23 protein-coding genes, 1 tRNA gene and 7 pseudogenes are annotated in these 25935 nt (G+C 60.7%); 9 read left to right on the top strand and 22 right to left on the bottom strand.

Going from position 1 to position 25935, the window contains the following annotated elements; all coding sequences use genetic code 11:
* From ACOYQJ_RS25000 to tnpA, 3 genes are all read right to left on the bottom strand, one after another.
* Nucleotides 1-692 (bottom strand): IS66 family transposase zinc-finger binding domain-containing protein (locus ACOYQJ_RS25000; protein ID WP_422908608.1); only part of this gene is annotated, 692 nt, incomplete at its 3' end.
* A 64-nt stretch (nt 693-756) separates the two neighbouring features.
* Entirely contained in the window at nt 757-1110 is a 354-nt protein-coding gene (gene tnpB / locus ACOYQJ_RS24995; protein WP_422908607.1) for an IS66 family insertion sequence element accessory protein TnpB, read from the bottom strand.
* Nucleotides 1107-1571 (bottom strand): IS66-like element accessory protein TnpA, encoded by a 465-nt coding sequence (gene tnpA / locus ACOYQJ_RS24990; RefSeq protein ID WP_422908606.1) that lies wholly within the window; start codon nt 1569-1571, stop codon nt 1107-1109. Before tnpA ends, tnpB begins: the two co-directional genes overlap by 4 nt.
* Before the next feature lie 91 nt (nt 1572-1662).
* On the opposite strand from tnpA, the pseudogene ACOYQJ_RS24985 reads away from it, so the two are divergent.
* Nucleotides 1663-1833: pseudogene (locus tag ACOYQJ_RS24985) on the top strand (transposase); the annotation flags it as partial.
* 361 nt (nt 1834-2194) lie between these two features.
* Here the strand turns inward: ACOYQJ_RS24985 and ACOYQJ_RS24980 are convergent.
* The 5 genes from ACOYQJ_RS24980 to ACOYQJ_RS24960 form a co-directional block, all read right to left on the bottom strand.
* Nucleotides 2195-2362 carry a hypothetical protein gene (locus ACOYQJ_RS24980; RefSeq protein WP_422908605.1) on the bottom strand — a complete coding sequence of 56 codons (168 nt, stop codon included), beginning with the start codon at nt 2360-2362 and terminating at the stop codon, nt 2195-2197.
* Between the two features lie 202 nt (nt 2363-2564).
* Nucleotides 2565-4325: a hypothetical protein gene (locus ACOYQJ_RS24975; RefSeq protein ID WP_422908604.1), complete on the bottom strand. Its 1761-nt coding sequence runs from the start codon at nt 4323-4325 to the stop codon at nt 2565-2567.
* Between the two features lie 345 nt (nt 4326-4670).
* The gene (locus tag ACOYQJ_RS24970) at nt 4671-4961 is read right to left on the bottom strand and encodes a DUF6653 family protein (protein ID WP_422908603.1); all 291 of its coding nucleotides are present in this window, start codon (nt 4959-4961) and stop codon (nt 4671-4673) included.
* A 99-nt stretch (nt 4962-5060) separates the two neighbouring features.
* A complete protein-coding gene (locus ACOYQJ_RS24965) occupies nt 5061-6005 on the bottom strand; it encodes an IS5 family transposase (RefSeq protein WP_422908602.1) in 945 nt (314 codons plus the stop codon).
* A gap of 30 nt (nt 6006-6035) precedes the next feature.
* Nucleotides 6036-6344 carry a DUF6653 family protein gene (locus ACOYQJ_RS24960; protein WP_422908601.1) on the bottom strand — a complete coding sequence of 103 codons (309 nt, stop codon included), beginning with the start codon at nt 6342-6344 and terminating at the stop codon, nt 6036-6038.
* 575 nt (nt 6345-6919) lie between these two features.
* Here ACOYQJ_RS24960 and ACOYQJ_RS24955 point away from each other — a divergent pair.
* Entirely contained in the window at nt 6920-8209 is a 1290-nt protein-coding gene (locus ACOYQJ_RS24955; protein ID WP_422908600.1) for a PQQ-dependent sugar dehydrogenase, read from the top strand.
* A gap of 162 nt (nt 8210-8371) precedes the next feature.
* Here the strand turns inward: ACOYQJ_RS24955 and ACOYQJ_RS26270 are convergent.
* From ACOYQJ_RS26270 to ACOYQJ_RS24940, 3 pseudogenes are all read right to left on the bottom strand, one after another.
* A pseudogene (locus ACOYQJ_RS26270) lies at nt 8372-8623 on the bottom strand (IS91 family transposase); the annotation flags it as partial.
* 44 nt (nt 8624-8667) lie between these two features.
* A pseudogene (locus ACOYQJ_RS24945) lies at nt 8668-9051 on the bottom strand (transposase zinc-binding domain-containing protein); the annotation flags it as partial.
* A gap of 12 nt (nt 9052-9063) precedes the next feature.
* Nucleotides 9064-9273: pseudogene (locus ACOYQJ_RS24940) on the bottom strand (tyrosine-type recombinase/integrase); the annotation flags it as partial.
* Nucleotides 9274-9687: 414 nt separating this feature from the next.
* Here ACOYQJ_RS24940 and ACOYQJ_RS24935 point away from each other — a divergent pair.
* Nucleotides 9688-10125 (top strand): hypothetical protein, encoded by a 438-nt coding sequence (locus tag ACOYQJ_RS24935; RefSeq protein WP_422908599.1) that lies wholly within the window; start codon nt 9688-9690, stop codon nt 10123-10125.
* A 476-nt stretch (nt 10126-10601) separates the two neighbouring features.
* Here ACOYQJ_RS24935 and ACOYQJ_RS24930 read toward each other — a convergent pair whose 3' ends face one another.
* Nucleotides 10602-11594 (bottom strand): Abi family protein, encoded by a 993-nt coding sequence (locus ACOYQJ_RS24930; protein ID WP_422908598.1) that lies wholly within the window; start codon nt 11592-11594, stop codon nt 10602-10604.
* Between the two features lie 304 nt (nt 11595-11898).
* Between ACOYQJ_RS24930 and ACOYQJ_RS24925 the strand changes: the two are divergent.
* Nucleotides 11899-12024, top strand: a pseudogene (locus ACOYQJ_RS24925) (IS3 family transposase); the annotation flags it as partial.
* 158 nt (nt 12025-12182) lie between these two features.
* On the opposite strand, the gene ACOYQJ_RS24920 reads toward ACOYQJ_RS24925, so the two are convergent.
* Genes ACOYQJ_RS24920 through hutI form a run of 8 tightly spaced genes read right to left on the bottom strand, consistent with a single transcriptional unit; the run spans nt 12183 to nt 21234 of the window.
* A complete protein-coding gene (locus ACOYQJ_RS24920) occupies nt 12183-13733 on the bottom strand; it encodes a TRAP transporter large permease (protein ID WP_422908597.1) in 1551 nt (516 codons plus the stop codon).
* Complete coding sequence (locus ACOYQJ_RS24915; protein WP_422908610.1) at nt 13730-14227, bottom strand: TRAP transporter small permease subunit; 498 nt, start codon at nt 14225-14227, stop codon at nt 13730-13732. The genes ACOYQJ_RS24920 and ACOYQJ_RS24915 overlap by 4 nt, the downstream gene beginning before the upstream one ends.
* Nucleotides 14228-14284: 57 nt before the next feature.
* Entirely contained in the window at nt 14285-15370 is a 1086-nt protein-coding gene (locus ACOYQJ_RS24910; RefSeq protein WP_422908596.1) for a TRAP transporter substrate-binding protein, read from the bottom strand.
* A 2-nt stretch (nt 15371-15372) separates the two neighbouring features.
* On the bottom strand, nt 15373-16050 hold the full coding sequence (locus ACOYQJ_RS24905; protein ID WP_422908595.1) for a flavin reductase family protein: 678 nt from the start codon (nt 16048-16050) through the stop codon (nt 15373-15375).
* A gap of 3 nt (nt 16051-16053) precedes the next feature.
* Nucleotides 16054-17727, bottom strand: coding sequence for a urocanate hydratase (hutU, locus tag ACOYQJ_RS24900; RefSeq protein ID WP_422908594.1), 1674 nt, complete (start codon nt 17725-17727; stop codon nt 16054-16056).
* Nucleotides 17724-18506, bottom strand: coding sequence for an N-formylglutamate deformylase (gene hutG, locus ACOYQJ_RS24895; RefSeq protein WP_422908609.1), 783 nt, complete (start codon nt 18504-18506; stop codon nt 17724-17726). The genes hutU and hutG overlap by 4 nt, the downstream gene beginning before the upstream one ends.
* 2 nt (nt 18507-18508) lie before the next feature.
* On the bottom strand, nt 18509-20035 hold the full coding sequence (hutH, locus tag ACOYQJ_RS24890) for a histidine ammonia-lyase (RefSeq protein WP_422908593.1): 1527 nt from the start codon (nt 20033-20035) through the stop codon (nt 18509-18511).
* Nucleotides 20032-21234, bottom strand: a complete 1203-nt coding sequence (hutI, locus tag ACOYQJ_RS24885; protein ID WP_422908592.1) for an imidazolonepropionase — start codon at nt 21232-21234, stop codon at nt 20032-20034. The genes hutH and hutI overlap by 4 nt, the downstream gene beginning before the upstream one ends.
* A 72-nt stretch (nt 21235-21306) precedes the next feature.
* Between hutI and ACOYQJ_RS24880 the strand changes: the two genes are divergently transcribed.
* From ACOYQJ_RS24880 to ACOYQJ_RS24870, 3 genes and pseudogenes are all read left to right on the top strand, one after another.
* Nucleotides 21307-22674 (top strand): formimidoylglutamate deiminase, encoded by a 1368-nt coding sequence (locus tag ACOYQJ_RS24880; RefSeq protein ID WP_422908591.1) that lies wholly within the window; start codon nt 21307-21309, stop codon nt 22672-22674.
* Complete coding sequence (gene hutC, locus ACOYQJ_RS24875) at nt 22671-23372, top strand: histidine utilization transcriptional repressor HutC (RefSeq protein WP_422908590.1); 702 nt, start codon at nt 22671-22673, stop codon at nt 23370-23372. Before ACOYQJ_RS24880 ends, hutC begins: the two co-directional genes overlap by 4 nt.
* 33 nt (nt 23373-23405) lie before the next feature.
* A pseudogene (locus tag ACOYQJ_RS24870) lies at nt 23406-23561 on the top strand (helix-turn-helix domain-containing protein); the annotation flags it as partial.
* Between the two features lie 35 nt (nt 23562-23596).
* On the opposite strand, the pseudogene ACOYQJ_RS24865 reads toward ACOYQJ_RS24870, so the two are convergent.
* Nucleotides 23597-24107 (bottom strand): annotated as a pseudogene (locus tag ACOYQJ_RS24865) (IS3 family transposase); the annotation flags it as partial.
* A 1-nt stretch (nt 24108) separates the two neighbouring features.
* Here ACOYQJ_RS24865 and ACOYQJ_RS24860 point away from each other — a divergent pair.
* Nucleotides 24109-24567: a nuclear transport factor 2 family protein gene (locus ACOYQJ_RS24860; RefSeq protein WP_422908589.1), complete on the top strand. Its 459-nt coding sequence runs from the start codon at nt 24109-24111 to the stop codon at nt 24565-24567.
* A 349-nt stretch (nt 24568-24916) separates the two neighbouring features.
* Here the strand turns inward: ACOYQJ_RS24860 and ACOYQJ_RS24855 are convergent, their stop codons facing one another.
* Nucleotides 24917-25237 carry a DUF6880 family protein gene (locus tag ACOYQJ_RS24855; RefSeq protein ID WP_422908588.1) on the bottom strand — a complete coding sequence of 107 codons (321 nt, stop codon included), beginning with the start codon at nt 25235-25237 and terminating at the stop codon, nt 24917-24919.
* Between the two features lie 281 nt (nt 25238-25518).
* Here ACOYQJ_RS24855 and ACOYQJ_RS24850 point away from each other — a divergent pair.
* Nucleotides 25519-25608 (top strand) — tRNA-Ser (locus tag ACOYQJ_RS24850).
* The last annotated feature ends 327 nt before the right edge of the window (nt 25609-25935 follow it).

The raw sequence follows: 25935 nt of genomic DNA, 5'->3' as shown, positions 1-25935 counted from the left end.
GGCATGTGCTCGGAATGCTTGGAAACAGCGATCTGGGCCAGCAGCGCCTCGGTGGGCCAACTGCCCTCCAGCAGATGCGCGGGCGCCTTGGCCTGCACCACGCCGGTGCGCCCCTTGGGGCAGGCGTAGCGGGGGCGAACGGTCACGATCACCTGATAGCGTGCGGGGATGTAGTCCAGCCGCTCGCTGCGGTCTTCACCGATCCGGACCATGTCGCCACAGCCGCAGGGACAAGCGATGCTGTCGGGTTCAACCACGCGTTCGACCCGCGGCAGGCTGTCCGGTAGGGCCCGCGCCTTTCGGGGTGCGCGCGGCGTGCGCTTCTCGGGATCACGCTCGCTTGCCGCCATCCTGTCCTCGAGAGCGGCGATCTGTGCCTGCGTCTCGGCGATGGCGGTTTCCTGATCCTCCAGCGCCAGTTCCAGCTGCGCTGGGTCCAGCTTCTCCGACTTAGGCCCGAACTTCGTGCGCCGGTAATCCTGGACCTGACCTTCCAGCTTCTCGATCAGTGCCTTCAACTCGGTGATGAAGGCCTCCTTCTCGGCCACCACCACCTGTTCATGCTGGCGTGCCGCACGCTCGACCCTCGCCTCGAACTGTGCAGCTTCCAGCGCTGCCTTTTGGGCGGCAAAGGCCTTCACCACCTCGGGCGGCAGGTCCGGGAACTGGCTGAGATCGAGCGGTTGCGACATGCGCCTTCCTACCCGATCCGGGACAGAAAGCCCAATAAAACAAAGCCAAAATAGACCCGCCGAGTCATCCTGCCGCAGCGGGCGGCAACACCCGCCGCGCCACCACCCGCCGCCAATCGAGCCCTTCGAACAGGGCTTCCGCCTGCGCCCGGGACAGCCGCATCGTGCCGTCCTGCACCTTCGGCCAGGTAAAGCTGCCCTGTTCCAGGATCTTGTAGATCAGCACCATCCCGGTCCCATCCCAGACCAGGATCTTCAACCTGTCCCCGCGCTTCGAGCGGAAGACCACCGTCACCCCGGAATATGGGTCGAGCTTCAGCTCGGTCTGCACGATCAGCGCCAGAGCGTTGTGCCCGCACCTGAAGTCGACCGGCTTCGTCGCAATCAGGATCGGCAGCCGTTGGCCGGCGACAATCACGACGCCTCTCGCAGCGCCCGCACCAGCGCCGCGGCGCGGTCCACCGCGACATCGCCGGGAATGCGCAGCACCAGATCGGGCCAGATGTCGATCGTCATCACCCCGGAACCATCCTGCGCGGCAACGGCGGTCGAAGAAGGCACGGGCTGATCCACGGGATCGGGCAAAATGGACAGCGGCACAAAGGCAGGCTCCGACACCGCCGGGCTTGGAGATGTGCTCAGCGCGTCCATCAGGTCGCTCGGCAAAGCCAACTGGCCCTGCCGGGCAAGGCGACGCCAATCCGACAGGTGATGCGGAAGAATATCATAGCGCGCTGCCACATCGGCGACCCGCACCCCCGGTTGAAGGCTTTCAGCAACGATCCGTGCCTTGACCTCAGTTGGCCACCGCCGCTTGCCCCGCCGCCGCGGCTCGACAACTTCGCACCGGCCCACGAACCCATCACCGCCATCCGCCATACAAGACCTCCATCTGCTCACGAAGGCCTTCTCGCAGGCGGGTCACGCGTCAGGAACACATCAAATCAATGGGCCCGAACCGCCGCATACGAAGAAGGTTGAGATGCTCTTCGCCCACCTCAAACGGATCCTTGGCCTGAACAGGCTCCGATTACGCGGCCCATGCGGCGCAAATGACGAATTCCTCCTCGCTGCAACCGCCCAGAACCTCCGCAAGCTGGCCAAGATCCTTCCTGCACCGCAGCAACCGCGAAAAGCCTGACAGGAAAGGCGCTCACGCCATGTTCAGCCGTCGATATTCTGCACTCGCGAACGGGTGTTTTTCCACGGAATCAGCGGCGTCCGGACATTCGCTGCAAGCGCGAACCAATTATGCTACGACATCGGGCTCGACATCCGGGCAGTCCTGAAACGGGGTAATTTGCGGCACCGCCGCAAGGCGGCAAGGATGCAGGTTTTTTCGGACGCCACGCGCGAAAGCCCGAACTTCATCGCCACGATCCCCGCTCGCAACCGCAACCGTAGCTTTGTGAACATCCAAGCCAATGAACATCATATTCTGCATTTGGTCTCGTCCCCATTATTGAGGCACTGCTCGCCGCCCATTCACTCGGGCGACGTTTCTATTTTTCGGACTTGGTAGCGCGGCTGATTTTTTCCCGTATCCAGGCTTCGCGTTCCTCTTCAATGATTTGAGCGCTTTGCCAAGCCTCTTTCCATTTTCGAGGGTCAGGATCTTTGAGCCCGTCCAAAAATTTTGGTTTGTCAGGCGGGTTTGTCTCGTCTGTCAAATTTCTTCTCCTTTACGCTCAGCCACGAAAGAAGTGTGGAAAATATGGCAAGCGCAGTCCGTATTTCTTCGGCCAGCGGAATTGTGTTTCTAACGTCCCCTTGCAGCAGCATCAGCATCTGATCGACAACCGGAATCAATCATATAATCACGACTACCCGCTTATCGCGAAAACAAATTTTCGTGGAGCCTTCCAACGATGCTTACCTATTGATGCGATCCTGCGCCAGCTGGACAATCGCGCGCTCAAGCGAGAGGAACTCTGGATTGTCGCACCCGTAGTCGCCAAGAAAGCGACTAATGGCTTTTCTGGAAACGCTTGACCGCCCTCGTATCAGTGAGGTTGTCCCGGAAAGAACAGGTTCAACAAAAGGGATTGTAGCACGGCGCGTCCGAAACGTACTTTTGTCTGAACCGCGAAGTGTGGCCACGCCACGCGAAGTTTCCGAAACCGTTTTAGTGACAGTGAATACCCCAAACGATCCAGCATCATCGCAGTCTTCACTGTAAGGAGCGTTGGGGTGAAGAGCGTGCGAAAGCACCTCAAGGTAGTCTCGGATCAATCTCTCAGCCCTGCCTTCCGATAAACGCTCTCCGCCGCAGCAAAGAACATTGACGATGTCCGGAGCGTGTGTATCAAAAAACAGAGCTCGAAGCCTTTCTGTATCGCGCCGTGTCGCGTCCGGATCATCCGGCCTCTTGTATCCTGCATCAGACAAGCCGAGCTTCATTGCCACCCCGCGAGCTGCGGCAAAGGAATTTGGCGGCGGCCCTTGCCCGGCAAGATCAAAAAAACGGACTTGGCATTTCGGCGTCCAGCGAGAGCCGTGGAAGCACTCCGGCGTTGAACCGTCCTTCACGCGGGTCGTTCCAAGGTGAAAAACTGCCCGAAACAGCGGCGCATTGAACCCGGTCCAATACCGATCGATAATGGCGACATATGCATCTGGACAAGACGCCAATACCGCTGCTTTTACTCCAAGATCTATACCCTCGAGATTTGGCTCAATTTTCCATGCCGCCTTATATCTATCCTCGTTTTCGGGAACAATGGAGCCAGCCTTGTTGTAAAGATGGCTTGTTGCGACGGCCAGGTAAGCGAAAGGCGGATTGCAGAATGTCGCAGAGTCCGGGTTTGGGCGTATGCGGCGCGTTTTAACCAAGGAAACGCATCGCTCTTCTTCAGGGTGGCATCGTCCGACCGTGCCGGGCACGGGAAATGCCACATCTTCATAGTCGGGGAACATGTGGACGACCGGACCCAGCGATTCGAAGCCTGACACGGAAGGCTGCGGGGCCTGCATCAAGGCAGCGGAAACGATAGCATTGTCTAATACAACTTCCTGAATGGCCGTATCGGGAAAAAACTCGACCAGCTTCTTCATGTCCCGCTCTGTTGGAGGCCATGTGCCAAGGCCCGACGGACGTTCAACTTGAAGTGCGATCTTCGGCAGCCCTGATTTTCCCTTGTCAACCGCACCCCGAGTTGCAGGCTCCGCGTCTGCAACTGTTGCGCCATTCTGAGGCTTCCTAGTTTCCGCCAAGTCCGTCTGATTGCTGCCCAGTGTCAAGTTGACAGGTCCGACGACAGTCGCCCGCGCTCCTTCGCGCCTGGACCATTCGAACACCCAGCCGGTTTCTTTGATATTTTTCAGAATGATGAAACCGCCGGTCCCACAAGCATCCGTTCCCGTGACAAGACTCTCGTCGAACTCAAGCCGGGACTCCGTCTTCCGGGCTGTCTCGAGAGTTCCGCCGCAGTTCAGATCCGGATAACGTATGCGTATGACGGAGTCATCGCTCCAGATTCTTACTGAATATTCGCCATAACCACGCTGCACGACGGTGCCGGAAGCCTTGATCTGTAGAGTGGAGTCATCACCGGTTTGTGCCCATGCGGAGGACGTAAGAAATAGCGATGTCAAGGCAAGCGTCATGAAAGTAAGAAATGAAATAATATTCATCGGGAGCAACCTCCAACACGACGTTAAAACCTTCACTATGCCCGTTTCCTCGTAGAAAACAAGGCTATCACACTGTTCGTTCAGCCGCCCCTGATTTCGCAATTGCAGCGAACGGCAGGTTCGACGGGCCACGTCGCAGCATCAAGACGCCACTGTAGAGGTCGGCTCAGGGCCGTCCTTGATAGCCGCCAGTGACCTTCCAACGGGATCTGCTGCAACCGATCTAATAGCGGCAAAGAGCCCGTTCTGCCTGATGCTGCGCTTTGCCTGAGTGTCCGCTATTCCCTGTCAGGATGGCAGAATTAAACTGATCAGGCGGCCATCAAACATGTTGGGGGCCTGAGCCTAAAAGTCCCACTTTCGATACTCATCGTTCTCGGACTTCATCATTTCATATAGCCAGACCATGCGATCAAGATACCAGCTCTTGCCAAGATATGCCAATGAGACTCCGAGAACGGCGGCCCAGATCGAATAATAGACAATCGTCCAGATCGCTATCAGCATGCCAGCGGAGGAAGTGATGTTCAGAATTGAATAGAGCGGTGTCTTATGGACGTCGGGAATCTCGATTTTGTCCCTGTTAAGATAAGGAACGTCTGATCTACCGTATTGGCTGCGCCGACTTTCGTACAATCGGACTTTGATTTAGCAGACAGGGGTCGATTTTGCGCTCGTAGCGCCAGAATAGGCAGCCTTGAGACGCCCAACCCCTGATTTCGGGCGGAGTCCGCCTCATGCCATCAGCTTTCGTCGAACAAGAAACAAGTTGCCAAGGGCGAACAGCGTAAAGAGCTGCGCGCGGTTTTTGGCGAGACCACGGTAACGGGTCTTGATGTATCCGAACTGCCGCTTGATCACCCGGAAGGGATGCTCAACCCGGGCTCGCACCTTGGCGATGATCCGGTTGATGTCTTCATCGATCGGATGCAGTCCACTGCCCTTTGGCGCCTTGCGCATCACCCCCCAGAACTTGCCGACCCCGGAGAATGCCGTCTCGCGCGCGGCGCTGACATAACCTTTGTCGGCCCAGATCGATGTTTCCTTGCCGTGTAGAAGGTCCTCCCAGACCTGGCTGTCATGGGCCTTGGCGGTCGTGGTCTCCAGGCTGTGCACGATGCCACTCTGCGCGTCGACGCCGACATGTGCTTTCATGCCGAAATACCAGTCGTTGCCCTTCTTTGTCGACGACATCTCGGGATCGCGCGCCTTGGCCTCATTCTTGGTCGAGGACGGCGCGTCGATGATCGTCGCATCCACCAATGTGCCCGAACGCAGCGTGATACCCTGATCGGTAAGGTGAGCGTTCACCTCGACAAACAGCTTTTCGGTCAGCTGATACTTCTCAAGCAGGTGGCGAAAGTTCAGGACCGTCGTCTCGTCCGGGATGCGGTCATCACCAAGTTCAATGCCCGCGAACTGGCGCATGGCGTCGCTGTCGTAAAGCATCTCCTCGGCCATCGGGTCGCTGAGCGCATACCATTGCTGGAGGAAATAGATGCGCAGCATCGTCTCCAGTGGCATCGGTGGCCGACCACCCTTCGGGTAATGCGGCGCGATCAGAGCCAGCATACGCGGCCACGGCACAACCGCATCCATTTCCGCGAGGAACTTCTCACGCCGCGTCTGCTTCTTCTTCATCGAATGGCGAAGGCCTAGAAAGGCGGGCTGCTTGGGCATCGGCGGGGTTCCTCTATCGTCCCCGCAACTCTACCCCATGACGCTCAATGCGCGAGGTTTTTCAGACTTTCCATAAACTCTCTCCCCCAGCACAGATTTCGAGGCCCAGTTCCTCGTCGACTTCGGCTTCGCGAAGAAAACCGGGTTAAAGAACATCCAGAGCAGGGAAACAACTCCGGGGATCATGCACCACCAGCCAATCCAGACGCGGCTCCAGAACGCGAGCACGATAAGGGGCAGGACAGAATACCTTGTCCAAACGCTCCACGGATTGGCATGTTTCATCCAGTTTTCGTCGGTCAGTCGGAACGCCTGCGCAACTTTTCTTTCGAGTGTCATCGTACCCCGCTTTCCAGTGCCATTGGAAACTGCAGCAAGTCTTTGGCATCTAGCCCATCTGACGTGCAATTCGAGCCTCGGAAGCGGCGGTTCAGATGATCGGGCGATCCGGGCGGCGCGATTGAGCGTTGGAGGCCCTGTGAAAATCACCCAATCTCTGCAGAACCGTCAACGGGCCTGCAGAGAACACAAAGCGGCTGTTGGTGCAACTGCAACGAAAGCCCGCTCCGCCCCGCGATGTGTGAGTTCGACCAACGCGTATTTTCGCGCCTGCAGCGAAAGCCCGGTTCGGCGAATGGCCGGACAGCGGGCTGCGACCTCAGCACAGCGATTGGGTTCTGGATGCCCGCGAATGGGATGTACCGGCTGCTTCTCCTATCTGCAGGTGAAATTGCCCAAGCCTAACCTGCTGGGTGAAGCAGCCGGTACATACGTATGGGCCGCGAACGCCTTGAAGCCCCATTATGCTTTCATGGGAATCCGCTACGACATAAGGGTGTTTTTTGTTCCAAGAGCTTCATATCTTATGCTCGCTCGCATAGGTTCTCTCGCAGTGAGCAGCGGAGGAGGACCACATGAGTTTGATTGCAAAGGCGACGTCGGTTGTCGGTGGCGCGGTGGCGGCCATGCGCCGACGAAATTCTCCCCGAGAACAGGCGATGGGCGCACAGCCGAAGATACCGCAGGCCCAGAACCAGGGTATCATGACGCTCAAGATGCCAATTGCCGAGGGTTGGAAAAATGGCCGTCTGCCGATCTGCGCAGATGGCTTGAAGGTAAATGTTTTCGCGTCAGACCTTGATCACCCTCGCTGGATTGAGGTTCTTCCAAATGGTGACGTTTTGGTCGCTGAATCCAAAGAACAGCCCGGGCCGCCAAGAACGCTGATGGATCATGCTGCACAAGCCACGATGCGTCGCGTGAAAGCCATCGGAAAGAGCGCCAACCGCGTCACGCTGTTGCGCGATGAGGACGGTGATGGCGTTGCCGAGACGCGAAATATCTTTGTGGAGAACCAGAACCAACCCTTTGGGATGGCCCTTGTTGGCGACAAGTTTTTCTTGGGCAACACCGACGGGATCAAGGTATTTGACTATGTCTCAGGCGCAACCAGTCTCGATGGCGAAGGTCAGACCTTGGTCACTTTCAAACCACATGGACACTGGACGCGGAGTCTTCTTGTTTCGGCGGATCAAAGCAAGATCTACGCTGGTGTCGGCTCACTGACCAATATCGCCGACCAGGGCATGGACATTGAAAACGGCCGTGCTGCGATCTGGGAGCTTGATGTTGCGACACAAGAAGCTCGGGTTTTTGCCACCGGGTTACGCAATGCCGTTGGCATGGCATGGGAGCCCAATACCCAGAGACTTTGGACGGTCGTCAATGAACGCGATGGTCTTGGCGATGAGACGCCGCCCGACTATCTGACCTCGGTCGTCGACGGCGGATTTTATGGGTGGCCTTACAGCTATTGGGACAGGATTGTTGATGATCGGGTGCCCCAAGACCCGGAGAAAGTCGCGAACTCCATCGTGCCGGATTACGCTCTCGGCGGCCACACCGCGTCTTTGGGCCTGTGTTGGATGCCGTCAGGCACGTTGCCGGGCTTCGGCGAAGGTATGGTAATCGGACAACACGGGTCGTGGAACCGCTCAATTCTAAGCGGATACAAGCTTATTTTCGTTCCATTCAAAGACGGAATGCCGGCCGGCAAACCGCGCGACATACTGACCGGGTTTTTGTCGGAAGATGAAAAATTCGCTTACGGTCGACCTGTTGGTGTGACACTCGGCGCAGATTGCAAAAGCCTGCTAATTGCCGATGACGTCGGAGATGTGATCTTCCGGGTAACTGCGCTGTGAATTGGGGCAAGGCTTACATTGACGACAATTGGTATCTCGGACTCGGGACCATTTTGCATTTGCAGCGGACGTCCAGAAAGACGCGCAAGCCAGCCGCGTGCTGAACCGTCGTTGAAAGGCAGCAAAGGTGAAGATTTTTTGACGCGGGCCGTGGCGTTTTGGTGCGGCCTGCTCCCTTGGCGGCGCGCGGAACATCGGTTTTTGGCCACGTCGGAATATCTCGATGATGCGCATGAGCCCGCCGCAGCAGGGGCATGGTTCGCGCAGGGTGAGCGCGATGGCCTTTGGCTCAGTGTTCTGGACATCTGCCTGATCTGGCGGCTGGACGCAAAGCAATGCACGGATTTTGGCGAGGCTGGTCTTGCAGACACCACTGGCCAGGAGGCCGTAGTGCCGAATGCGATGGAACCCATCCATTTCCCGGCAGTCGTTTGCTTGCAAACGATGAGAGGGGCGGCTGGCAGTGTGAAGACGACGTGGAAATACTCCACGGGCAGCAGATCCTCGGCACGCGCCGCCATCCAGTCGCGCGCGGCTGGTCCCTGACACGTCACGCCAGAGGCGTGCTTCCAGCACGACGGGCAATGCCGGTCAATGGTCTCTTGCACGAGTTATAAGCGATGTGATGGTGGCCGCACTTGGTGCAACCTGCCACGTGCCCACCGAGTTCTTCGGTTTGGCAGGCATCGATCGTCCCTCTCATGACATTGCTGCGCAATGCACTGCCGGGCAGTGGACATCACCTTTAACTGTGAGAGGCTGACATGCCCGGCATTGGCCTGCCGCCACGCGGGGCCGTATCTTCGGAAGATGTCTGCAATCTCCAGCGTCGGGCGGGACAAGTCCATGCCGCATCACTCCAGGCTTCGCCGCAGCGTCTGGTCTTGAAGATTGGCCGGCATCTCGTATGGGCTGGCAGTGTCCTTGATCGTCTTCGTGGCAACGTGGCTGTACTGCGCCGTCGTCGTCAGCTTGGCATGCCCCAGCAAGACCTGAATGACGCGCACGTCCGTGTTGGCTTCCAGCAAATGCGTCGCGAAGCTGTGCCGCAAGGTTTGCAGCGAAATCCTTGATTGCCCTGATGTGCGACTTCTGGGCTTTATCACCTGTTCCGCGAATGCGCATGTCTTCCAACATCCGCGCACGCAGCGGGCTCATCTTCTCCTGTGTCATGGGAACCTCCTGTCCGAGTGAGAAAACCCAATCGTCAGGCAGGTTGCGCAGCTCTCTAAACGCGGCCAGATCTGGTATCAATTGAAACACTCACCAAAAGCGCCCTTGCCGCGCCAGCGGTTTGGTCCATGGGCCGTGAGTGACGATTCCGGTGGTCCGGGGCGGAGTTCCGCCGCGCTGCCGCATGATCGCTCTGGGTCTAAGATTCACCTCGGCGTTCCAATCCCTCGTCGCATAGACAGACTCTTCTTGCCAAAGTAGGGGGCTTTTGGTGAGAGTCCTCACCGATGCGGCGGGGATTGAGAATGGCTTCTAATCAGGCTCTGGAGATCGTCCAGGACGGACTGGATCGGCACGCCCGGGCAACATTGTCCGGCGATATCGATGCGATGATGGCATACAGCGACATCCCCTGCGCCATCGAGACCCTGTCGGGCAAAGTGGTTGCCAAGAACACGTCCGAGATGAGAGCGATATGCGAAGCCTTGGTTAATTCCATCAATGCCAAGCAGCTCAGCCACATGGTCCGCCGCTGTTTTGAAGCAGAATTCAACAGCGAGGACACCATCTGGGCCACATACGAAACTCGGTTTATCCGAAACGGCGTCGAACTGGCGGAGGACACTTACACGTCCTTCATTATCTTGAAAAAGCGAACTGATGGCTGGCGTTTCAGCAGTATCCAGCTGCTGGTCTCTGAGGGAGATCCCGTAAGCGCGACCTTAAAGAACCGGTTCGCTTGAAGCTGGGGCAGCCCTGATTTCACTGATCTCGTGAAGTCTGGGCGGACTTTAATCGACGGTGGAAGAAAATCCCCGTGGCAGGCTGCACGCTAACAAGTTGATGTCTGGTCCCACGGCATGGAAAGAAAGGGGCAATGGTTTTTCCGACTTGAAGCAGCCTTTGGTCAAAGGTCGGGTTGGTCCGCACTGCAGTCGTTGAGGCTTGGTCAAGCTTTGCGGTCGCAGCGAATGGCAGCAAAGTGGGCTGCAGCTGCAGCAATCGGTGACCATGCCCAAGGTCAGCACCGGGCCGTTGTCAACTGCGGCGTAAAAACTGGCCACTGCGGCGGAGTCCGGGGAACGCTCGTCGTTGGACGAAGTTTCAGGAACAAGCCTTGGCAGTCACTTCCAGACCACTTCGTTGTACCAACCATCGGGAAAACCAGCCGCAGGCAGTCCTACCTCTTCGGGTAGCTTGGCCTGCAGCACCATCTCCTTCATTCGGATGTGCCATTCCGTGTGCGGTGGAACTGCTTGATCAGGAAAGCCATGACAACCAGTGCCCCATAGAGCTTTTGCGTTGGTGCAGCGCCCTTGGCATGGCGGCCACGGAGGTGTTGGAACTCCGCAAATGTTGTTCCTTTAGGAATGCCAGGGCTGTTGATGAGGTTCTTATTCCAGATCCGGGAGTGGTGCGCGCAGTCATTGCGCACGTCGTTCAGCGCATTGACCCAGGATTCCATGACTGATCTTGGCAGATCGGGGTGGATTCGCGCTGCGATCTCGTCCTTCCTCCTATCGTTCAGATAGCGCAGGATGAAGGCCATATTTCCCCAATCCCACGTTCCTGCCTCGATCCAGATTGGCGGCGATCCGGAGTAGCGCCGCTTGAAGTGCTTGGCATATTCTTCCTTCGATCTCCGGAACGCCTCTTCGAGCTTGCTGGCGAAAAGATCGATTGGGACATCGCCCTGCTCGTTGGGTTCGCGGATCTCAGGCTTGTAAGATCTGGGATCGCGATGGCCTTGGGGGTTCAATGCCCCGAGGACTTCGACAATCGCTGCCCGCAGGGCGATCTCGATCCTCTCGATGGCGTCCGTGATCTCGAGCGGCACGCGCTTGTCCCAAAGGTAAAACGCTACGACATCGTCAAATCTGGTTCCATCCCGGAAGCGGTCACAACGAACCTTGTCAGCCTCACCCGGAACTTCGCAAAAGGCGCGAAAGGGGTAGTAGAACGCGCTGAGACGGTAGTAACCGGGTCGCTCGATCATCCGCCTTGCAAAATCCATGTCAGGGATCACCATCCCGCGCATGAGCATCATGTCCAGACACTCGTCAATGGTCTTGTAGGTCTTCAGATGCGGTAGTTTAGGCAAAGCGAAACAGACGAAATAAGAAGACCGGGCTATAGCAGGGCGACGAGGCCAAGCCAGGGAGCACCGGTCATAAGGAAAGCCTGATTTAAGCTTGCGATTCAGCGCGGTCAACTTTTTTTCGACAACATCGTTTAGCCTGATGAGACCGTTCGGTCTGGAAAAGACTATTTAACAAAGAGTTGGAAGCCAATGACTTGGAGCAAAACCCGCGTTCCTTTTCTCAAAAATTTGGGCGCATCGCTTGGCAATTTCTCCTGCAGAACAACATGCACCCCCTCAGAACGAAATCCCCAACGCACGCAGTGATGCCTCATCGGGAGCGCCGGTGGCCCGAACCCGACCATACACCTCGACGGCCACCCGGAATTGCACCGTTGAAGGCGTAGAAATTAAACCACCTGCGCGGACACTAACCTTTGAAACCAGGGGCCAAGCCGAAGGAGTGATCTTCCAGTACATCAACCGGTTCTATAATCCACGGCGGCGTCACTCATCACTGGACGGCAAAAGCCCCTTGGTCTTCGAAAGAAAGGCTGCCTAAATGAGTTGAGAGACCGGAACGCAACACGGACAAGACCAAAGTCGATTGAACGAGCACTTGGCGCGGCATGAAAGCGAGCCAGGTCCAAACTGGACAGGACCACTGCTTCGTTGCGTTCCAACGAAAGGATCACAGCCTCAGACCACGGGATTTTACACCTAAAACAGCGCTTTGGGAAGCCAAGTGGCAAGGAACGGCAAGGCCCAGACAAGCAGGATCCCCAAAGCCTGCAAGCCGATGAAAGGCACGACGCCCTTGTATATCTGTTCGGTCCGGATCTCCGGTGGGGAGGCGGCGCGCAGATAGAAGAGGGAAAAGCCGAAAGGTGGTGTCAAGAAGCTGGTTTGTAGGTTGATCGCCAGAAGGATGCCGAGCCAGATCGGATCGTGCCCCATGAGGATCAGCGAAGGCGCTACCAGTGGCAGCACGATCACCGAAATTTCAACAAAATCGAGGAAGAATCCGAGTACGAACACGAACAGCATCACGAACAGCAGTGCGCCGGTCGGCCCGCCGGGCAGGTTTTCCAGCAGATGGGCAACCCGTTCCTCGCCGCCGAGACCGATGAAGACCAGCGAGAAGAAACCGGCGGCGAGGATCGTGGCAAAGATCATCGCGGTCATGGTCAGGGTAGAGGACAGCGCGTCTTGGATGATCCGCTCACGGATGGCGGCGCGCAGCGCGAGCCCGACCGCGACAAGGCCGATCAGCGCCAGAACCGTGTAGAAACCGCCGATCACCCATTCCAGCGCGCCATTGTCGCTGCGTTGCAGACGGACCGGAAAGGCACCGGCCAGCAGCCCCAGCAGGATCAGCGCGCCCGCGCCGATCAGGATCAGGCGTGGGTTGATGCCGATTCTGCGCCCGGCCATCAAGAGCGCGCCGATGGCGCCGACAGAGGCGGCCTCGGTCGGGGTGGCGACACCGCCGAGGATCGCGCCCAGAACCGCAAAGATCAGCAGGACAGGCGGCACGATGGCGGCCATCACTTCCCGACGGTCGGGCTTGGCCAGCCCGATCTCGGCCGGGGGCATGTCCTGCGGGCGCAAGGCACCCCGGATCAGGATATAGGCGAGGTAGAGCGCGACCAGCAGCAGCCCCGGAACGATCGCCGCGGCAAAGAACTGGCCCACGGACAACGCCTCGACCGAGAACTTGCCCTGCTCGTATTGCGCCTGTTGATAGGCGTTCGACATCACGTCGGCGAGGATGATCAGCAGGGTCGAGGGCGGGATGATCTGGCCCAGCGTCCCCGCCGTACAGACGATGCCGGACGCGACAGAGGGGCTGTAGCCCGCACGCAGCATGGTGGGCAGCGCGATCATCCCCATCGCCACGACCGTCGCGCCGACGATGCCCGTAGAGGCCGCCAGCAGCGCGCCAACGAGCACGACCGAGATCCCCAGACCCCCGCGCAACTGGCCGAAACTGCGGCCCATCGTGTCCAGCAGTTCCTCGGCGATCTTGCTCTTTTCAAGGATCGCGCCCATCAGCACGAAGACCGGGATCGCGATCAGCACGGTGTTGGTGATCAGGCCAAAGGCGCGTTGGCCAAGGGCCCCCAGCAGCGACACGTCCATCACCCCCAGCATCCAGCCGATATAGGCAAAGGCGATGGCGACCCCGGCGATGCTGAACGACACAGGAAAGCCGGACAGGACAGCGACCATCAGGGCCGCGAACATGATCAGGTCGAGATATTCGGTCATGCCTTTGATCCTTCACGGAACAGGCGCACCAGAAGCGACAGCGACTGAAGCAGGATAAGTATGCAGAACGCCGGGATCAGGGATTTCAGCAGAAAGACCGCCTCGATCCCGCCAACCGAAATCGGCCCTTCGAGGATTTTCCATGAATTGCGCACCGACGGCCACGACCAATACAACAGCGCGACCATCGACGGGATCAGCAGGACTACGTGGCCAAAGATGTCGATCCGCCGCCGGGCGGCCTCGCTGACCTTGGCATAGAAGACGTCCACGCGCACATGCTTGTCCACCAGCAGCGTGTAGCCCGCCGCCAGCATGAACAGGGTCGCATGCATGTAAAGCACGCTTTCCTGCGCCGCGATCGAATTGAAGCCAAAGACATAGCGCCCGATGACGATGCAGAACTGCACCAGCACCATGATCAGCGCCAGCCATTTGACCACGCTGGCTACCGCGGTGTTCATCCGGTCGATTGCGTTCGCCATGCCAAGCATCGTCATGCCCCCGTTGTGCAAGGCGGTGCGCGACCGGGGCCGCGCACCACGGTTTCATCAGTAGCCGAAGACGCCGGCGCGGGCGTTCATCTGGCCATTGTCGGCATAGGTCATGTAGCCGCCCACCGTATCGCGGTAGTCGATGAAGCTTTGGGTGATCCGCACCACCAGCTCGTCTTCGTCAGACAGGTATTCCTGCATGATTTCCTCGGACGCGGCCCCCATGGCGGCGATCACGTCGTCGGGCAGCTTGCGGACCTGAACTTTGTGCTCAGACACCAGCGTTTTCAGGGATTGCGCGTGCTTGGTCATGTATTCCGTCAGCACCTGCCCATAGAGGCCCTGGCACGCCTGCGCGACCACCTCTTTCAGATCGTCCGGCAGATCGGCGTAGGCCTCGGCATTGACGCCGCATTCCTCGGCAGAGGACGGCTCGCCCACGCCGGGCCAGTAGTAGTAGGGCGCGACCTGGTAATAGCCCAGCGCCGAATCCGTCCACGGACCGATGAATTCGCCCGCATCCAGCGCGCCGGTCTGAAGCGCCTGGAACATCGCGGGGCCGGACATGGCCTCGGCGGCCATGCCGAGCTTGGCGCACATCTGCGACGCGATGCCTGTGGTGCGGAACTTCAGGCCCTTGAGGTCCTCGACCGAATTGATCTCGTTCTTGAACCAGCCTGCCCATTGCGGGCCGGAGTTGCCGCACAGGAACGGCTTGATGCCGAAGCGGCCATACATCTCGTCATACAGGACCTGACCACCACCGTGGATCATCCAGCCCTGCTGCTCATCTGCAGTCAGGCCGAACGGCTGCGAGCCGAACAGCAGGATGCCCTTGGACTTGCTGCCCCAGTAGGCGGGGACGGCGTGATACAGTTCTGCCGTGCCTTCGGACACCGCGTCGAACACGCCGTTGCCGGGCACGATCTCGCCGGCGGCGTAAAGCGTGACGTTGATGCGCCCGCCCGACAGGGTGGTGATGCGGTCCGCCAGCGTCTGCGCGGCGACACCCGGACCGGGCAGGTTCTTGGGCCATGCCGACACCAGCTTCCAGTTGCGCACGTCCTGCGCGATGGCGGGGGCCGCCAGTGTCGATGCCGCCGCACCAAGGCCCGCCGTGGCGATGAATTTACGTCTGTCCATGGTCATTTCTCCGTGTTGGGGTTGAGGGTAGGCTTGCCTTCCAATCCGTCTTCTGCGGCTCCGGAGGCACTGGGGATGCGCATCTCGAAGGTCTCCGAGATGCGGGCGTAATCGTAGTATCCCATGCGGGCGATAGGCTGGATCGTGGGGATGTCGATCTTGCCGGAGGGCAGGATGACCTCGTCGGCCACGTGGATGCGCATGACCTGCCCATAGACCACGTCCACGCAGCCAACCGGGCTGTTGCCGGGCAGCCGGTGGGTCGAGAGGTACTTGCATTCAAAATGGCAGGGGCTTTCGGCCACGCGCGCGCCGGGGGCGTCGATGCAGGCCGCTTTGGTCACGCCCGCGCGATCGAATTCGTCCTCTTCGGGCCGCAGTGCCATGGCCGAGATGTTGACCGCCTCGCGCAGGGCATAAGTCGCCATGTTCCACACGAACCAGCCGGTCTGCTCGGCGTTGATCACCGTGTCCTTGCGCCGCCCGTCCGGGTATTGATTGGAGGCGAACATCACCAGTGGGGGATCGAAGGTCAGGTTCTGCCACTGGCTGTAGGGGGCGAGGTTGTGAACCCCGTCCTTGCTGATCGTCGAGAGCCAGCCGATGGGCCGCGGCACCGTGCAGCTTTTGAACGGCGAGAAGGGCAGCGGACAGGCCTCGGCATTGGGCGCGTAGTGCATGGTTCAGTTGCCCAGGATGCGCGGCAGGCGCAGCCCGTTTTCGCGGGCGCAGTCCAGCGCGATGTCATAGCCCGCATCCGCATGCCGCCAGACACCGCTGGCCGGATCGTTCCACAGCACGCGTTCCAGTCGTTTGGCCGCCTCGGGCGTGCCATCGGCGCAGATCACCACGCCAGAATGCTGGCTAAAGCCCATGCCGACGCCGCCGCCGTGATGCAGGCTGACCCAGGTCGCACCGCTGGCGGTGTTGACCAGCGCATTCAGCAGCGGCCAGTCCGACACAGCGTCCGAGCCGTCCTTCATGGCTTCCGTCTCGCGGTTGGGCGAGGCGACGGAGCCGCTGTCCAGATGGTCGCGCCCGATGACCACAGGGGCTTTCAATTCGCCCGAGGCCACCATTTCATTGAACGCAAGACCCGCGCGATGCCGGTCGCCCAGCCCGATCCAGCAGATCCGCGCGGGCAGGCCCTGAAACGCGATCCGCTCGCGCGCCATGTCCAGCCAGTTGTGCAGATGGGCGTTGTCGGGGAACAGCTCCTTCATCTTTTGGTCGGTCTTGTAGATATCCTCCGGATCGCCCGACAACGCGGCCCAGCGGAACGGGCCGATGCCGCGGCAGAACAGCGGGCGGATATAGGCGGGCACGAAACCGGGGAAGGCAAAGGCGTTTTCCAGCCCCTCTTCCAAGGCCACCTGACGGATGTTGTTGCCGTAATCCAGCGTCGGGACGCCCGCGTTCCAGAAATCGACCATCGCGGCGACATGCGTCTTCATGCTGGCGCGCGCGGCCCTTTCCACGGCCTTTGGGTCGGTTTCGCGCTTGGCGCGCCATTCGGCCAGCGTCCATCCTTGCGGCAGGTAGCCGTTGAGCGGATCATGCGCGCTGGTCTGGTCCGTGACCATGTCGGGGCGGACGCCACGGCGATAGAGCTCGGGGAACACGTCAGCCGCATTGCCCAGAAGCGCCACGGATTTCGCCTCGCCCGCCTTGGTCCAGCGGTCGATCATCGCCAGCGCCTCGTCGAGGCTGTCGGTCTTTTCGTCGACGTAGCGCGTGCGCAGGCGGAAATCGATGCTGTCGGGGTTGCACTCGACCGCCAGGCAGCAGGCACCGGCCATCACTGCAGCCAAGGGCTGCGCGCCGCCCATGCCGCCAAGCCCGCCGGTCAGGATCCACTTGCCGGTCAGGTCGCCGCCATAGTGCTGGCGGCCCGCCTCAGCAAAGGTTTCATAGGTGCCCTGAACGATGCCCTGCGTGCCGATATAGATCCACGAGCCGGCCGTCATCTGGCCGTACATGGCCAGCCCCTTCTTATCCAGCTCGTTGAAATGGTCCCAGGTCGCCCAGTGCGGCACGAGGTTGGAGTTGGCGATCAGCACCCGCGGCGCGTCCGCGTGGGTCTTAACGATGGCGATTGGTTTGCCCGATTGCACCACCAGCGTCTCATCGGCCTCGAGGTCCTTGAGGCTGGCAACGATGGTGTCGAAATCCTCCCATGTCCGCGCAGCGCGCCCGATGCCGCCATAGACCACCAGTTCGTGCGGGTTTTCCGCCACGTCCGGGTGCAGGTTGTTCATCAGCATCCGCAGCGGGGCCTCGGTCAGCCAGCTTTTCGCGTTCAGCTCGGTGCCGGTCGGCGGAAAGACATCGCGGGTGTTCTTACGGGGGTCGCTCATTGGGGCCTCCAGTCGGACAGGGTTACGAGAATGGATTTCAGATGGGTGCGGGTCTGTTCGGCGCGGGCCTCGGCATAGTCCCAGGGCGCGCTTTCCAGCATGTAGGTGGATTGGGCCAGTTCCATCTGGATGGCGTGCACGCCCGCGGCGGGCCGGCCATAGTGGCGCGTCGTCCAGCCGCCCTTGAAGCGGCCGTTGACGATGGTCGCATAGCCTTGGGCGTCCCGACACAGGCGCGCGACCCCGCCTTCGATCGACGCGGCGCAGGATGTGCCGGAATTGGTGCCGATGTTGAAGTCGGGCAGCGTGCCGTCGAACAGGAACGGGATATGCGACCGGATCGAGTGGCAATCGTAGAGAACCGCGAAGCCGTGGATCGCCGTGACGCGGTCCAGTTCGGCCTTCAGCGCGGCATGGTAGGGCGCATGATAGGCGGCACAACGGCGAGCCACCTCTGCGGCGTCCGGTTCCTGCCCCTCCAGATACAGCGGCAGCCCGTCGAAATCCGTCAGCGGGCAGAGCCCGGTGGTGTTCTGTCCGGGATACAGGCTTTTGCCCGAAGGATCGCGATTGACGTCGATCACGTAGCGGTGGACCGTGGTGCGCACGCTGGTCACGCGCGGCAGCAACCCGGCATAGAGCCGGTCTATGTGCCAATCCGTATCGGCCAGGGCCCGCCCGGTGTCATTCAGCCGCGCAAGGCAATCATCGGGCACATCCGTGCCGGTGTGCGGCAGGCCAAGCACCAGCGGGCTGTTGCCGCGCGCAACTTCGATCAGGCTCATAGGGTCAACTCCAGATTGGCGGCACTGGCGAGGCTGTCATCGGCGATGCAGGCCGCCGCAGCTCTCAGATCGGGGGCGAGGTAGCGATCCTGTCCAAGGCTTGGGACCGACTGGCGCAGGCAGGCCAGGGCCGCCTGCAATGGCGCAGAGGTCGTCAGCGGGGCGCGCTGCTCGATACCTTGCGCGGCGCAGATCGCCTCGACGCCAAGGATAGCCGTCAGGTTCGCCGCCATCCGGGTCAGCCGCCGCGCGCCGTGGGCCGCCATGCTGACATGGTCCTCCTGGTTGGCCGAAGTCGGCGTGCTGTCGGTGGAACAGGGGTTCGCGAGGTGCTTGTTCTCGCTCATCAGGGCGGCGGTTGTGACTTCGGCGATCATCAGGCCGGAATTCAGGCCCGGTTCGGGCGTCAGGAAGGGCGGTAGGTCAAACGACAGCGTCGGATCGACCATCAGCGCCACGCGGCGTTGCGAAATTGCGCCGATCTCGGCCACGGCCAGCGCAATCTGGTCGGCGGCAAAGGCCACGGGTTCGGCGTGGAAATTGCCGCCTGACAGGATCCTGCCCGTGTTTGTGATCACCAACGGATTGTCGGTGACGGCGTTGGCTTCGATTTCCAGCGTGCGCCCGGCAAAGCGCAAAAGGTCGATGGCGGCGCCCGTGACCTGCGGCTGGCAGCGGATGCAATACGGATCCTGCACGCGGGTGTCGCCGTCGCGGTGGCTTTCGCGGATTTCGCTGCCCTCCAGCAGGCCGGACATGGCCGTGGCCACGTCGATCTGCCCTTGGTGCCCGCGCAGGGTATGGATCGCCGGGTTGAGCGGCGCGGTCGATCCCATGATCGCGTCGGTGGACAGGGCGGAGGTGACAACCGCCGCCCGCGCCGTGCGCCATGCCTCGAACAGGCCAACCAGCGCGCAGGCGGTCGAAAACTGCGTGCCGTTGATTAGCGCCAGCCCTTCCTTGGGACCCAGCACGACGGGATCAAGGCCCGCCTTGGTCAGCGCCGCACCACCCGGCAAGGTATCGCCCTGCCAGATCGCTTCGCCTTCGCCGATCATCACCGCGGCCATATGGGCCAGCGGGGCAAGGTCGCCCGACGCGCCGACCGATCCCTGCACCGGGATCACCGGCAGCACGCCGCGGCCCAGCATCGCCTCGATCAGGGCGCAGATATCCCACCGCACGCCCGACGCACCGCGCCCCAGCGACAGCAGTTTCAGCGCCATCATCAACCGCACGGTGGCAGGTTCCAGCGCGTCACCTACGCCGCAGCAATGCGACAGGATCAGGTTGCGTTGCAGGGTCTCGGTATCATCCGGCGCGATGCGGACCGAGGCCAGCTTGCCAAAACCGGTGTTCACGCCGTAGACCGGCGTATTGCCCTGCGCTGCCGCGTGAATGACCGCCGCCGAGGCCTCGACGCCGGGGCGTGCCGATGGGTCCAGCCGCGCCGGGGCGTCTGACCGCCAAAGCGCCTCAAGCTGCGCGAGGGACGTCCCACCGGGTGTCAGAATATGGGTCATTCAAGCCCTCCGAAGATGCGAGTGTGCAGCGGGTTGATGGCAATGCCATAGGCCAGCTCGGCTGGATCGGAGATGTTCCAGATCGCAAGGTCGGCGCGCATACCGGGCGCGATCACACCGCGATCGGTCAAGCCCAGCGCGCGGGCCGCGTTGCGGGTGGTGCCGGTCAGCGCCTCCAACGGGGTCATGCGGAACAGCGTGCACGCCATGTTCATCGCCAGCAGCAGCGATCCCAAAGGCGACGAACCGGGGTTCCAGTCGGTGCCCACGGCCATCGCGACGCCATGATCGCGGAAGGCCTGAACCGGCGGGGCCTGCGTTTCGTGGATCGTGTAGAACGCGCCGGGCAGCACCACGGCGACGGTCCCGGCCTTGGCCAGGGCGGCGGCATCCTCTGCGGTGGCGTATTCCACATGGTCGGCGGAGAGGGCGTCATATTGCGCCGCCAGCGCCGTGCCGCCAATATGGCTAAGCTGTTCGGCGTGCAGTTTGACCGGCAGACCCAACGCGCGCGCGCGGTCAAAGACGCGTGTCATCTGTGCGGTGCCAAAGGCGATCCCCTCGCAAAATCCGTCCACCGCGTCGACCAGCCCTTCGGCATGGGCGGCCTCGAGCGCGGGCAGGCAGACCTCGTCGATATAGGTATCCGCATCGGCCCCCGCAGGCACCGCATGGGCACCAAGGAAGCTGGTCACGACGGTGATCGGGCGCTGGTCCCCAAGGGCGCGGGCGACGCGCAGCATCTTCAACTCGGTTTCGAGATCAAGACCATAGCCCGACTTGACCTCGACCGTGCCGACGCCCTGGGCGATCAGCGCGTCGATGCGCGGCAGGGCGCTGGCCAGCAGGTCGGCCTCGCTCGCGCCCCGCGTCGCCGCAACGGTCGAGACGATGCCGCCCCCGGCGCGGGCGATTTCCTCGTAGCTGGCCCCGTTCAGGCGCATCTCGAACTCGCGGGCGCGGTTGCCGCCATGGACGATGTGGGTGTGGCAGTCGATCAGGGCAGGCGTGACCACGCGGCCCCTGTGGTCGTGATGTGGCAGCCCTGCATAGTCGGCGGGCAAGTCCGCCGCCGGGCCAACCCAATCGATCCGACCGCCGTCCACGACGATTGCCGCGTCGTCGACAAGGCCGTAGCCATCGGCCCCCTTAGCCAAGGTCGCGACCCTTGCACCGGAAATGACGTAGCGCTGTGCCATCAGTTGTCCTTGCAATATAACCTCGTTAAAATTAATATGTAGCTACATAAAAAAGTCAATGGAGTTGTTGGCGTGCAGGTCATTCATGCAAAACAAGCACTTACGACAAATGGGTGGCAATCCGATCTGGAAGTCACGATTGGCGCGGATGGTCGAATCGAACATGTCGGCCCAGTCTCGCAGCAACCGACCCATCGCACCGCGCTGCTGCTTCCGGCGCCGCTCAACCTGCACAGCCATGCCTTTCAGCGGGCCATGGCAGGCCTGACCGAAGCCAAGAGTCCAGACCCGCGTGACAGCTTCTGGAGCTGGCGGCGGCTGATGTACACCTTCCTCAACCAGCTGACCCCCGATGATGTCGAAGCCATCGCCGGGCTGGTCTTCATGGAGATGCTCGAAGCGGGATACGGTGCGGTCGCCGAATTCCATTACCTGCACCACGACGTGAGTGGCGTGCCCTATGCCTCGCTGGCCGAGATGTCCGAACGGATCGTTGCGGCCTCTGGACAGGCCGGGATCGGTCTGACCTTGTTGCCGGTGCTCTATCAATTTGGCGGCTGCGACCTGCGGGCCCTGAACGGCGGGCAGCGACGGTTCGGCAACGACCCGGAGCAGTTCCTGCGGCTGCACGCCGGCGCGGCGGCGGCCATCGCCGGCGGGCCGGCGGACAATGCCATCGGCATGGCCCCCCATTCCCTGCGCGCTGTCGATCCTGCGGGTCTCAGCGCGATCCTGTCGCAGGCACCCTCTGGCCCGATCCACATGCATCTTGCCGAACAGGTGGCCGAGGTCGACGAGGTTCAGGCCCATCTGGGCGCGCGCCCGACGGACTGGTTGCTGGCCAATCATCCGGTCGATGCGCGCTGGTGCCTGATCCACTGCACGCAGATGACAGAGGCCGAGACAATCGCGCTTGCGCAGACAGGGGCCGTCGCGGGGCTGTGCCCGATCACGGAATCGAGCCTTGGTGACGGGATCTTCAACGGTACGAGCTATCTTGGCGGGGGCGGCATGATCGGCTTCGGATCGGATTCCAACATCCACATCGCGCTGTTCGACGAGCTGAAGACGCTGGAATATTCCCAGCGCCTGCGGGACAGATCGCGCGCCGCGCTGGCGAAGTCGGACCGCTCCACCGGGCGTGTGCTGTACGATGCCGCCACCAAGGGCGGCGCGCAGGCCGGTGGCCGGGACAGTGGCCGGATCGCGGCGGGCGCGCTTGCGGACCTTGTCGGGCTGGACGATGACAACGAATGGCTTTGCAACCGCAAGGGCGATGCCATGCTGGACAGCCTGATCTTTGGCGGGCGCGGTCAGGGCTGTATCCGCGACGTCTGGAGCGCCGGGCGGCATGTGGTGGCCGAGGGTCGCCATTTCCGGCGTGAGGCGATAATTGAACGATACAAGAAGACGATGAACCGGCTGGAGACCGATTTTTGAGTTTGGAATCGCGCCTTTCCTGGATGGATGTCCGCGACGAGATCCGCGCAAGGATCCTGAACAGGACCTACGCGCCGGGCGACAAGCTGCCCCGTGACGAGGATATCGCGCTCGAACTGGGCTGCGCGCGCACGACGGTGCAACGCGCGATGCAGGACCTGTCCGTGGCCGGGCTGGTCGAGCGCAAGCGCAAGGGCGGCACCCATGTCCGGACCGATCCCGTCACCCGTGCGACCTTTGATATCCCGATCACCCGGCGTGAGGTCGAGCAGCGGGGTGCCAAATACAACTACCAGCTCATCAGCCGGGACCTGTCGGAAACCCCCATCGCAGTCATGGCGTGTTTCGGTATCCAGCAGCCTGCGGAGATGCTGCATGTGAAGGCGCTGCACCTTGCCGACAACCGTCCCTACATCTTCGAGGACCGGTGGATCGACATGACGTCCTGTCCCGAGATCCTGAATGTCGATCTGACCCGGGAAAGCGCGAACGAATGGCTGGTCCGCAACAAGCCCTATAGCCGCATCGAAGTACGGTTTTCGGCAATGACCGCGGACGGAGAGAGCGAAAGGCATCTCGCGACGCCCGCTGGAGCGGCCCTGTTCGTCATCGAGCGGACAACTTGGAACGGTCAGACACCGATCACGACCGTTCAGGCCGTGGCCGCCCCGGGATATCAGCTCTCGGCGCGGAACTGAGCTGTTCGCGCCCGGGGGGCGTTGCGGATCTGAAACCGCATTCCCGAGCCTATTCAAGAGAAGATCAAGGATTTGGCCCTGTAGGAAAGCTTACTGTCCCCGCGCGAGTTGGCCGTTCAGTTCACCGACACGGAAAAATACATTGTGTCAGGAGCTTCGGTCTATCGCATTCTCAAGTCCTACGACCTGGACCTGTCCCATTTTGTGCCGCCCCAAGTGCTCGTTTAGGCCACTTTCCGTTCGAAGGCGACCGGCCTTTTCCAGCCCAGTGCTGAGTTTCGGCGCCGTGGATTGTAGAAGCCGTGTGTATTGGAAGATGGCAAGTTCTGCGTCTCTGCGCGTTTGCCACGACCTTCGCCAGATGAGCTCTGCTTTGATGGTTTTGAAGAAGGTCTCGACAGCGGAGTTGTCGTAACAATTGCCTTTGCCGCTCATCGATACCTTGAACCCGTGTTGGCGCAGTATCTTTTGGTAGTCATGTAAGCAGTATTGCGACCCGCGGTCCGTATGGTGGATGCAGCCTTTCCGCGGTTGCCGCAGTGCGACCGCCATCTTCAACGCCCGGATCGCCAAGTCGCGCTTCATCCGGTTGCTGACAGCCCAGCCAAGCACGCGCCTTGAATGCAGGTCCAGAATGACGGCCAGGTAAAGCCATCCTTCGCGCGTCCAGACATAGCTGATGTCGCCGGCCCATTTCTGGTTCGGTTGATCGGCATGGAAGTCCGGGTTCAGCAGTTTGGTCGCGGAAACGGTCAACGGCAGAACACAGACCGACGGCCCGACCGAGGCCACGGATCTGGACCAGACCGAGGCGAACAAGGCCCTTGCCGTCGCCTTGATCGAAGACGTGCTGATCGGACGTGACCCGGCCAAGATCACTGACTACATCAGCGCCGAAAGCTACGCCCAGCACAATCCGATGATCGCGGACGGGCTGAGCGGGATCGTCGCGGCCGTCGAGGCGCTGACGGCGCAGGGCAACATGTTCCATTACACCGAGATCCACAAGGTGCTGGGCGACGGCAACTTTGTCCTGACCGTCAGCAAAGGCCAATGGAACGGCACCACGAACGCCTTCTATGACCTGTTCCGCATGGAGGATGGCATGATCGTCGAGCATTGGGACGTGATCCAGCCCGTCCCGACCGAGGGCCTCGCCAACACCAACGGCATGTTCACCGGCTTGGACAACTGATCGCCGCGCCCGAGGGCCGCGCCCCAGCAGGCTGGACATCGCTCTCGCCCACAACATCGCCACCAAAGCCCGCGATCAGGGAACGGCGCATGACCGGCCAGACCCCTGCCCGACGATCGAAAAAAGGGGAAGCGAACGCCCGCCAGTGAACTGATGCCTGTGAGTTTCTGAAAGCGACCAGTTGTTTTTCGGAGGGTTGTGCCCTGCTCTGCTGAGGCGCAACCGTTATCGATGCTGCTTGATGCATGAACGGCCGGTTCATTGATCGGCGACACAGCTGCCGAGCTTGCTACAAGAGGCAGCTATGGGCCGGATGCTACATTGTTTCTGAGGCCTTTGAGAAACGGCCTTAGTGATCGACCTTTTCCCAGAATGCGTGTTTGCGTGGATGGGTGCGGCGCAGGTCGTTAACAAACGTCTCGTGGCTTTGAAAGGTACCGTAATCCGTGATCTCCGTATCCGCCGTAGCGCAGGAAGCGAGGTGACGGGCGGCATGGCGGTAGCGTTTGGCGCGGTTGTTCTGAAGGGCAAAGGTTATCATCGACCGCCAGACCATTGTGGCGGACAGGGGGTGTTCGGCCTCCAGTAGCTCGGATGTCGGGGTAAGGCGCCAGTAGCAACGCAACTCTTCAAGGCTCGCAGTGCCGGTCGAAAAGTCGATGTCGGACATCACGCACGTCCTTTCTGCACAAAAGGTCGCTGCGTCTCAGCTCGCGCAAAAGTAGAAAAATAAACGCTGGTTGCGATTTTTCTTGACAGGGTGGTTCGACGGCCAGGAATCCGCCAAGGCGCTTTTGTGAAAGGGGAAAAGTGTCCAAAAGTTGCCCAAACCGGGTGTGATTCAGTGCGATTCAGTGAGGTTTTTGCAACTTTGCGGAGAGCAAAATTGAATTTACACGCCTGCGCTTTTTCCCTTGTCCTTCCTATACTTGGGTGGTTATACCCGGCGGTGGAGACGTGGCCGAGTGGTCGAAGGCGCTCCCCTGCTAAGGGAGTAGGCCCGGAAGGGTCTCGAGGGTTCGAATCCCTTCGTCTCCGCCACTTGCCCTCGAGAAACGCTTCTCCCGATCCCGCAGCGGCCGGATTTTTCCGTTGTTTTCGAGGGTTATGCGGGAGGGGCTGAGCACCGGCCCCTGCGCCATGAGGCCCGGAAGCGGTCTCTCAGGGCGGATATTCTCCGTGCCTCATGACTGCGTGGATTTGGTGCATAGCTTGTAAGGCTATGAAATCGAACCACTTCTCGAAGGGCAAGACTGAACACTTCGATGTCAGTGGCATTCGCAAGATGGAACGTAACCGCCCGATTGATACCGCGGTTTAAGCGGGTGCCCAGTTCCAGGGGAGCAGTTCATCAATCCTGTTGATCTT

It is taken from the genome of Pacificoceanicola algae (assembly GCF_049341065.1).
GTDB lineage: Bacteria > Pseudomonadota > Alphaproteobacteria > Rhodobacterales > Rhodobacteraceae > Pacificoceanicola.
The sequence above is the reverse complement of the archived record's forward strand: the minus strand, read 5'-3'. Positions and strand labels throughout refer to the sequence as shown.